The organism is Microcoleus sp. (genome assembly GCF_049646505.1).
Classification (GTDB): Bacteria; Cyanobacteriota; Cyanobacteriia; order Cyanobacteriales; family Microcoleaceae; genus Microcoleus.
This window is the reverse complement of the sequence record NZ_JBARVX010000121.1, coordinates 1-8897: the sequence shown is the minus strand read 5'-3', so window position 1 is coordinate 8897 and position 8897 is coordinate 1. Positions and strand designations below refer to the sequence as shown.

General features: G+C 46.0%; 9 protein-coding genes. 7 read left to right on the top strand and 2 right to left on the bottom strand.

The genetic code is table 11. The features are described 5' to 3' along the window. The first annotated feature begins 340 nt into the window (after positions 1-340). Both WBA89_RS07085 and WBA89_RS07080 read left to right on the top strand, forming a co-directional pair. Positions 341-817 carry a Panacea domain-containing protein gene (locus tag WBA89_RS07085; RefSeq protein WP_424405086.1) on the top strand — a complete coding sequence of 159 codons (477 nt, stop codon included), beginning with the start codon at positions 341-343 and terminating at the stop codon, positions 815-817. Then, complete coding sequence (locus WBA89_RS07080; protein WP_333417232.1) at positions 798-1232, top strand: hypothetical protein; 435 nt, start codon at positions 798-800, stop codon at positions 1230-1232. Before WBA89_RS07085 ends, WBA89_RS07080 begins: the two co-directional genes overlap by 20 nt. A gap of 221 nt (positions 1233-1453) precedes the next feature. On the opposite strand, the gene WBA89_RS07075 is transcribed toward WBA89_RS07080, so the two are convergent. Beyond that, a complete protein-coding gene (locus WBA89_RS07075; RefSeq protein WP_424405084.1) occupies positions 1454-1588 on the bottom strand; it encodes a hypothetical protein in 135 nt (44 codons plus the stop codon). 376 nt (positions 1589-1964) lie between these two features. Between WBA89_RS07075 and WBA89_RS07070 the strand changes: the two genes are divergently transcribed. From WBA89_RS07070 to gmk, 4 genes are all read left to right on the top strand, one after another. Continuing rightward, the gene (locus WBA89_RS07070) at positions 1965-2843 is read left to right on the top strand and encodes a hypothetical protein (protein WP_424405082.1); all 879 of its coding nucleotides are present in this window, start codon (positions 1965-1967) and stop codon (positions 2841-2843) included. Between the two features lie 389 nt (positions 2844-3232). Further along, positions 3233-5335: a M3 family metallopeptidase gene (locus WBA89_RS07065; RefSeq protein ID WP_424405080.1), complete on the top strand. Its 2103-nt coding sequence runs from the start codon at positions 3233-3235 to the stop codon at positions 5333-5335. Between the two features lie 933 nt (positions 5336-6268). Beyond that, positions 6269-6535, top strand: coding sequence for an extracellular matrix/biofilm regulator RemA (remA, locus tag WBA89_RS07060; RefSeq protein WP_106149020.1), 267 nt, complete (start codon positions 6269-6271; stop codon positions 6533-6535). A gap of 78 nt (positions 6536-6613) precedes the next feature. Next, complete coding sequence (gmk, locus tag WBA89_RS07055) at positions 6614-7183, top strand: guanylate kinase (RefSeq protein WP_424405078.1); 570 nt, start codon at positions 6614-6616, stop codon at positions 7181-7183. 270 nt (positions 7184-7453) lie between these two features. Here gmk and WBA89_RS07050 read toward each other — a convergent pair whose 3' ends face one another. After that, positions 7454-7681 carry a hypothetical protein gene (locus WBA89_RS07050; RefSeq protein WP_424405076.1) on the bottom strand — a complete coding sequence of 76 codons (228 nt, stop codon included), beginning with the start codon at positions 7679-7681 and terminating at the stop codon, positions 7454-7456. Positions 7682-8010: 329 nt separating this feature from the next. Between WBA89_RS07050 and WBA89_RS07045 the strand changes: the two genes are divergently transcribed. Further along, positions 8011-8897 (top strand): Clp protease N-terminal domain-containing protein (locus tag WBA89_RS07045; RefSeq protein ID WP_424405074.1); only part of this gene is annotated, 887 nt, incomplete at its 3' end.

The following is an 8897-nucleotide window of genomic DNA, read 5'->3' as shown; positions in this document are numbered from 1 at the left end:
GGGCGGGCAGGATGCCCAACCCCTACTCCCCACAACAAATTCACTCTTTGTGGAACAGGCATCTTGCCTGTTCTTGAAAATTAAAAAAATAGAAAGTCTTTACCCTCTGTCATCTGTACTGAAGCAGTATATCAAAGGATTATAACTGAGATATTGCACCATTCTCAATCAGTCTTTTATCGGCGGGTTCTCCTGCCCACCCCACAACAAATTCACTCTTTGTGGAACAGGCATCTTGCCTGTTCTTGAAAATGATACAAGATGTGAGTTTTTACCAAAATCCCAAATCTAAAATCGCCCTGTGCTATCATAGAATACAAAATATATTGAGTCGAGTTATATGACCACAATAACTACAGTCACAACAGCCTCCAAACTCGCTGATTACTACATCTGGTTCGCCAATGATGTCGGCTCCTATCTCAGCAACCACAAGCTACAAAAACTCTTGTACTACGCCCAAGCATGGTATCTAGCATTTGAGGATACACCGCTGTTTGATGAAGATTTTGAAGCTTGGGTGCACGGGCCGACTATCCCGGCTTTATTTTATGAATACAAAGAACAATTTGACTGGAAGCCAATTCTCAAAGAAGTCGAAAAACCCGAATTTCCCGAAGAAGTACAAGAGTTTTTAGATGAGTTGTCCGACGAGTATTTCTTTCTGGATGCCTATGAGTTAGAATTGATGGTGCGCCGCGAAGATCCTTGGATTAAAGCTAGAGGTAGGTTGCCAAAAGATGAGCCTTCTCATGCTATTATTACGAAGGAATTAATGCGAGAATTTTACAAAACCCGTGTCATCGAAGAAAATTAAAAAAGCAGATATACGCCGCCAGCAATCTTTATCTAGCATCAATCGTCTAGATGTCAAAATACCGGAAGGAATTAGTTTTTCCTTTAGGTATTATCAGGATGATAAAGATAAGTTTTCAATTGGCGGTAGAGATGCTAAGTATCTGGCATCTCTCTTGAGAAGGCTGCGCGATTTGTCACAATTGAACGTTCGAGAAATTATCAACAATCAAAGTAAAAGTCTGCGGTGTCATGGGATAGTTTGGAAAAATACTACTGAACCTAATGGCTTTGGTATTCCCAACGAAGATATCCTAGTAAATGTTCCCTACCAATTTCAAATATCTGCTAACGAATACGGTAGGGTGCACGGATTTTTTAGTGAAAATGTTTTTTATATTGTCTGGTTAGACCCAGACCACAATCTTTACAGTTGAAATTATAGCCGAAGGAAGAAGGAAGAAGGAAGAAGGAGAATGCAATCCAAACAAATGATCTCGTGCTTAAGATTCGAGACTTCTTGAAGAAGTTGGGAATCTCAAATAGTCTGGGACTCACTCCGACTAAAGAAACCTGTTCTTTTGCCGAGTTTGCGGGCTGCGACGAAATATTTTCGCAAAAAACCCGGTTTCTGGGCACCCGTGGGTAAGTCCTAATTTTAAGCAAATTTTGCATAGATAGCTAAAATAAAATTCACGCTTAAAAAGCCGACTGCGAGTACGAGAATGATAAAGATTGCGATACTGAAAATAGACTTTAGCCGATCGGCAATTTCTGGTTTTTCTGAGTTCATCGGTCAATTTTTGCTGTAAATTGGTTCCGGGAAATAGATCGAGAATAGATTGTACCAATGCAGGAACAAAAATGCAACTCCAGAACGGCTCAAAAGTCCGATCGCCCTCATGAGGTGGCATTCTTAATCTAAAATCTAAAAATCGACTGGCTTTTGTAGCGATGGTCGATCGCCCAAACCCGATCGCACCCGCGTCCTGTAAAATAAAGGGCGCGCTGGGTTTTACCGTTTAACAGCCGGAATTCTAGGTTCTCGAACCCAGTGCTCCCAAATACACAATAATACGCCAGTTATCCTTAACCTACTCAATAAGGTAAAAATAGAAGAGTGTCAGGAAATAATCTAAAACATATAACTCAAAAAAGGATATAAATCAATGCTCCACCCAGTCTCGCAACCTTACCAACAACGAGAAAATACTATGACCCAAAGAGCCGTGCGGAAGCCAAACCCCTCTGCTAGAAACCACTTGAGGCCAAGTTTTCCTCAAAGACACTGGCTGGAACTAGCAGAGTACGCCTCTCTGGCGGCCTCTGGAGTCGGTTCCCTGGCGGTAGCACTGTCGGGTCAAGCTTTTTACGGAGTAGCGCCCCTCACTTTGGCTTTGTCGCTGAATGTTGCTAACCGATATCGATTCGAGCAACAAGTGCGGGTTCACCAAAACTCGGAACTAGCCAGCGTCCAAAACTCGGTAAACAAAGTCGAAAAAACGGCGGTGACAGTAATTGTGAAATTGCGGAAACAGTTGTCAGCAGATATTGCAGCGCTGCGCCAGCAAATGGCTGCATTACCTAGGACAGAAGGCTTTGACGAGTCTCTAGACATTGAGCGGCAGTTGCTGAGTTTGGGAGAATCGGTAGCTTCTTTGCAAGAAATCGTAGCATCTGCCGTGCTCAATGTCCGCGAGCAAGTAAGCCAACAACTGCAAGATTTATCCGTCGGCCAACCTGCAAATCTCGAAGCCGTGGAAGAGGCGATAGAGAAACTGCAAACCGCGACAAAATGCTTGACAGAAACTGCTATCACCCAAGACGACTGGGAAGCAGTAAATACTCGATTCTTGGAAATCCAGAAAGTCATGGCAAATCAGCAAAGCCAACTGCAAGCTACCCCGCACCAATCGACTCCCGATTTGTCAGCAGTCCAAGCTCAAATCCACCGTTTGGAACACGAGCAACAAGAAGTTGTCAAACCTCATCTCAAGCGCTTAATCACGGTTGTCAAGCAGTTGCAGCACACGCAAGAAAGTCATTAGTCATTAGTCATTAGTCATTAGTCATTAGTCATTAGTCATTGGTCATTAGTCAGTAGTCAGTAGTCAGTAGTCAGTAGTGCTGTCACCGCTCGCTTTCCGTCATTAGTCAGCAGTCATTTTACCCGAAGAGCGAAGCTGAAGGCTAGTCATCAGCAGACAAGATTCTATTCATTCACTCTCAAAAGTTGAAATTCATCTTTGTGAAGGGAGTATCTCAGTTTTGCAAAAATACCAGATGCTCCCTAAGTCATCAGTCAGAAGGAAGATGTTCGCATTCTCCTCTTATCCCCATCTGCCGGCGGTCGTCCAAATTATTCGACAATTGTGTTACAAAATTAAAAGGTAATCTGTCTAGTTCATCTGTTTTCAACCTGTTAGAATAAAATTAAATGACTGCAACCGCAACTATTCCTGATAACCCATTACTAATTGGCAAAGGATTGCCGACCTTTGACGCGATCGCCCCAGAGCACGTAGTCCCAGCCATTACCCAACTGCTGACCGAGCTAGAAGCCTCGCTAGCTGCCTTAGAAGCCTCTGTAGAGCCGACTTGGAGCGGTTTAGTAGAACCCTTACAACAGCTTGGAGAGCGCTTAAATTGGAGCTGGAGCATTGTCGGACATTTGATGGGCGTGAAAAATAGCCCGGAATTGCGCGAGGCTCACGAAAAAGTGCAGCCGGAAGTAATCAAATTTTGGAGCAAAGTCAGTCAAAGCAAACCGCTTTACGAAGCTTTTAAAGCGCTGCGCGCCAACAAAAATTGGGACAGCTTAGAGTCAGCTCAACAGCGAATTGTCGAAGCCGCTCTCCGAGACGCACAACTCTCCGGCGTGGGTTTAGAAGGCGAACAAAAAGAGCGTTTTAATGCCATTCAATTAGAATTGGCCGAAATTACTACTCAATTTTCCAATCACGTCCTCGACGCTACCAAAGCTTTCAGCATCACCCTCACAAACAAAGAGGAAATTGACGGTTTACCGCCGAGTTTGTTGAGTTTAGCAGCCCAAGCCGCTCGCAGTGCGGGCGCAGAAAATGCCGATGCCGAAAACGGCCCTTGGCGGATTACTTTAGACTTTCCGAGTTACGGCCCTTTCATGCAGCACAGCACTCGCCGCGATTTGCGCGAAAAGTTGTACAAAGCTTTTGTCGGGAGAGCCAGCAGCGGAGAGTTGAATAACTGGCCTTTGACCGATCGCATTTTAGCACTGCGCCAGGAAAAAGCAGCCTTGCTCGGCTTTAACAGTTATGCCGAATTGAGCTTAGCTAGCAAAATGGCTCCCGACGTTGCAGCAGTCGAAGCTTTGTTAGAAGAATTGCGCCAAGCTAGTTACAGTGCTGCTGTCAAAGATTTAGAAGAGTTAAAAGCGTTTGCGGCGGCCAAAGGTGCGCCGGAATCCGGGGATTTGAAGCACTGGGATATGGGTTTTTGGTCGGAACGGCAGCGGGAAGAAAAATTCGCTTTTAGTGCTGAAGAATTGCGCCCTTATTTTGCTCTGCCGCAGGTATTGGATGGCTTATTTGGATTAGTAAAGCGGCTGTTTGGCGTGACAGTAACGGCGGCGGACGGTCAAGCTCCGGTGTGGCACAAAGATGTGCGCTATTTCCAAATAGATGATGAAGCCGGAAATACGATCGCCAATTTCTATTTAGACCCCTACAGTCGCCCGGAAGAAAAGCGCGGCGGTGCTTGGATGGACGATTGCGTGGTGCGCGCTAAATTTGTGGAAGCGGGAAAAACCATCACGCGGTTGCCGGTGGCTTATTTGGTGTGCAACCAAAGTCCTCCGGTGGACGGTAAACCGAGTTTAATGACTTTTTTGGAAGTCGAAACTTTGTTTCACGAATTCGGTCACGGTTTGCAGCATATGCTGACAACGGTAGACTATCCGGGGGCTTCTGGTATCAATAATGTTGAGTGGGATGCGGTGGAATTGCCCAGTCAATTTATGGAAAATTGGTGTTACCACCGCGCGACTTTGTTCGGGATGGCAAAGCATTACCAAACCGGGGAAACTTTGCCGGAACACTATTACCAAAAATTGCTAGCAGCGCGCCACTACATGAGCGGCAGTGTCATGCTCAGACAAGTACATTTTAGCAGTGTCGATCTCGAATTGCACCACCGCTACCGGTCGGGCGGCAGCGAAACTGTGGCCGATGTCCGCAACCGCATCGCTAAAACTACGACTGTTTTACCTCCTCTGAAAGAAGACGCATTTTTGTGCGCTTTCGGACACATTTTTGCGGGCGGTTATGCGGCGGGCTATTACAGTTACAAATGGGCGGAAGTGCTCAGCGCTGATGCTTTTGCGGCGTTTGAGGAGGCTGGTTTGGAAGATGAAGGTGCGATCGCATCTACAGGCAAGCGTTTCCGAGATACAGTGTTAGGATTGGGCGGCAGTTTGCACCCGATGGAAGTGTTTAAAACTTTCCGGGGGCGCGAACCTAGCACTAAGGCTTTGTTGAGACACAGCGGTTTAGTTGCGGCTTAATCGACTGTGGAATATCAATTCCGGTTGTACCGTCAGGTGATTGTTGACTGTTGACTGTTGATTGTTGACTGTTAAGAGGGCGGGCCCGCACCATCCACCGCCCCTACTGACTGTTGACTCGCGGTCGAAAAACTGAATGGTTGAGTGTTAACTGCTGATATCGTTTCCGGTAGCATCGGAATGATTTAACCGGCGCTAGAACACAGAGTACACAGAGTCCGAGAATATATATCTGAATCATTCCGATATTACCGGATTTGATATGACTCGATTTTATTATTCCGATGCAGCCGGAAACGATATAAAAAACCGGGATTAATGCGGGTGAATGTATCTGGATTAATCCCGGTTTTTTCCTGAATTCAAAGGTTTGTAGTCAGGACTTCATCAGCTAACCGGCATTTAATTTACACGCTACGAAAGCTCCAACTCTACACCCGACACCCCACAACCCTTTCGACAATTTCAATATGCAATTTAGAGGCGCAGCTATCCCTCTTCAGAAATCGCCAGCCGGTTTTAGCTTAGGTTGAAGGCTCATCAAAGCAGCATCAGTGTTAATACTGTCAGTATAAACTGCCCTTTGCAAATATTTTATGTAATTTATCAGTGATTATACTTAAGTTTTGCTCGACCAGGAATTAACTTTATATTTCGCAATATTTACGAGCTGTTTTTTCGATACAGCTAAGGCTTTTATTGGCAACTAAAAATCCCGGACTTTACCGAATCTTTAAGATCGGCCGTCAACAGCGCTAGTTTTTTAAAGTTTTGATAAAGGCTGGCGGACGGCGACTCGAAAAATAGAAAAAAAGCAGGTAAAATTTCACAAATTGAGTTATGAATAATTTTATTATTCTCAAAACAACTTTGGTATATATGATAATAAGTAAGGATTGATAGTTACTCGTTCACCCATAAATTAAGATTTTCATGGATATTCAATTAATTAATATCGGCTTTGGTAATATTGTGTCGGCTAACCGAGTGATTGCCATTGTCAGTCCCGAATCGGCACCAATTAAGCGTATAATTACTGATGCGCGGGAGCGGGGACAACTGGTTGATGCTACCTACGGCCGCCGCACGAGGGCGGTAATTATTACAGATTCGAGTCATGTCATCCTGTCAGCGATTCAGCCGGAAACGGTGGCTAATCGTTTTGCGATCGGTAAAGACAGTCAAGGTCGGGATGATTGATGTTTGTCAGTTGCAATTTGAGCACTTACAGTATAAAGTAACCGAAAGCTTAAATTGTTACAAGTTTCTATTCTAAAAATGAAATCCGGTAAATTAATTGTTCTGACGGGGCCTAGCGGTGTAGGGAAAGGCACCTTAGTGCGATCGCTCCTCAATCGCCATCGGGAATTATATCTTTCGGTATCGGTGACAACTCGTACACCGCGCGAGGGAGAAATTGAGGGAAAACACTACTATTTTGTCAGCCGCAGCCGTTTTGAACAAATGGTTGGGGGTGACGAGTTAGCAGAATGGGCCGAGTTTGCCGGCAATCTTTACGGTACTCCCTATTTTGCTCTCAAACAGGGCATCAGTGAGGGAAAATGGGTAATCTTGGAAATTGAACTGGAAGGAGCAAGGCAAATTAGAAATAAGTTTCCAGAGGCTTTGCGACTTTTTATTTTACCTCCTTCTTGGGAAGAATTGGAACGGCGCTTGCGGAGTCGGGATCAAGATTCCGAAAGTGCGATCGCCCGTCGATTGCTGAGGGCACAAGAGGAGATTGAAGCTGCGGGGGAATTTGATTTTCAAGTGATTAACGATGATTTGGAAGTTGCTTTGAAAAAGCTAGAAGCAATACTTAATTTGGTTGAAATTTCTGGTAACTAAGAGCTAATAACTAAGAGCTAATAACTAAGCTGTTGCGGTATTTTATTTCTATGTTAAAAAAAATAAAACAATGAGTGGGGTGTCCCGCCCTGGAATATGCAATGTTTATTTGCGCGACAGCTTAATAGACCTGTTGCAAAATAATTTTATGCTATAATTAAGGGTTGGGCTTCAGTGGAGTAGGTTGCAGGTTATATCAGCACTTTACAGCGGAAACGATAACGGCGGCGGCGGTTTCGATCTCAAACACCTTCTATTTGTTTGCTGCCGTTAGCGCAGCTTGCAGCTATTGAAGCGCTGTTGGGTAATGCTTGCGCTCGTACCCAACAGCGCTCCAAAGAAACCGGGTTTTCGATCGAAATCTGTGGGCTGCGACAAAATATTTTTGCAACAAAACTCGGTTTCTGGCCCGGTGCGTCCCGGACAAATCTTTGCTCCCTGCTTGAGATCGATCGCACATCTAAGAAATAAGTTTTGTGAAGAAAAAGCCCTACACATCGATAATTATCACTTTTGTACCTGCGCGAGACCAAAAAAGATTGTGCTAGAATCCTCAATACATAGTCAGTCGTAGGTTGGGCGCGGGCCGAGGAGAGCAATCTTCTTGCAGTCTAGGGGAGGTTGTAGGTCAGCCACCATCTGGGCCTTCCCAGTTGAAAGCCACCCTGCAAGATGAGCCTGGAATATGCAACCGCAGCCGAATGCGGCCGAGCAGTTGGGAGAGTCGCGCTAGAATAAGCAGTACGAGTTAACACTCGACTAAAAACGCTCGTTGTGCGAGCGTGACCTCGAAACGGGCACATAGCAGCAGGTGATGGGAATAAATCATGTTTGAACGCTTCACAGAAAAAGCAATAAAAGTAATCATGTTGGCCCAGGAAGAAGCTCGCCGCCTGGGTCACAACTTCGTAGGCACAGAACAGATCCTCCTGGGTCTGATCGGTGAAGGAACCGGGGTAGCAGCTAAAGTCCTCAAGTCAATGGGTGTCAACCTCAAAGACGCTCGGATTGAAGTTGAGAAAATTATCGGCCGGGGTTCGGGCTTCGTAGCAGTAGAAATTCCGTTTACCCCACGGGCGAAGCGGGTTCTGGAACTGTCCCTCGAAGAAGCCCGCCAACTCGGACACAACTACATCGGCACCGAACACCTGCTGCTGGGTCTGATCCGCGAAGGTGAAGGAGTGGCGGCCAGAGTCCTGGAAAATCTGGGAGTAGACTTGTCGAAAGTCCGCACCCAAGTGATTCGGATGTTGGGCGAAACCGCAGAAGTCGCAGCGACGGGCGGCGGCGCGCGCACCAAAACTCCAACCCTCGACGAGTTCGGCGCTAACTTAACTCAAATGGCTGTCGATGGCAAGCTCGATCCGGTAGTTGGACGGCAAAAAGAAATCGAACGGGTAATTCAAATCCTCGGCCGCCGTACCAAAAATAATCCGGTGCTGATTGGCGAACCCGGAGTTGGCAAAACTGCGATCGCCGAAGGTCTGGCCCAGCGCATCGCTAACAACGATATCCCGGACATCCTGGAAGAAAAGCGGGTTGTAACTCTGGATATCGGTTTGTTGGTGGCGGGTACGAAATACCGGGGCGAATTTGAGGAACGCCTCAAAAAAATCATGGATGAAATCCGCACTGCGGGTAACGTGATTTTAGTCATTGACGAAGTGCACACTTTGATCGGTGCGGGTGCTGCTGAAGGGGCGATCGACGCAGC

Coding starts and splice junctions, on each gene's coding strand:
- WBA89_RS07050 (WP_424405076.1), bottom strand. CDS start 7,681: ATGTGTAGGGCTTTTTCTTCACAAAACTTATTTCTTAGATGTGCGATC.
- remA (WP_106149020.1), top strand. CDS start 6,269: ATGGATATTCAATTAATTAATATCGGCTTTGGTAATATTGTGTCGGCT.
- gmk (WP_424405078.1), top strand. CDS start 6,614: ATGAAATCCGGTAAATTAATTGTTCTGACGGGGCCTAGCGGTGTAGGG.
- WBA89_RS07065 (WP_424405080.1), top strand. CDS start 3,233: ATGACTGCAACCGCAACTATTCCTGATAACCCATTACTAATTGGCAAA.
- WBA89_RS07075 (WP_424405084.1), bottom strand. CDS start 1,588: ATGAACTCAGAAAAACCAGAAATTGCCGATCGGCTAAAGTCTATTTTC.
- WBA89_RS07070 (WP_424405082.1), top strand. CDS start 1,965: ATGCTCCACCCAGTCTCGCAACCTTACCAACAACGAGAAAATACTATG.
- WBA89_RS07085 (WP_424405086.1), top strand. CDS start 341: ATGACCACAATAACTACAGTCACAACAGCCTCCAAACTCGCTGATTAC.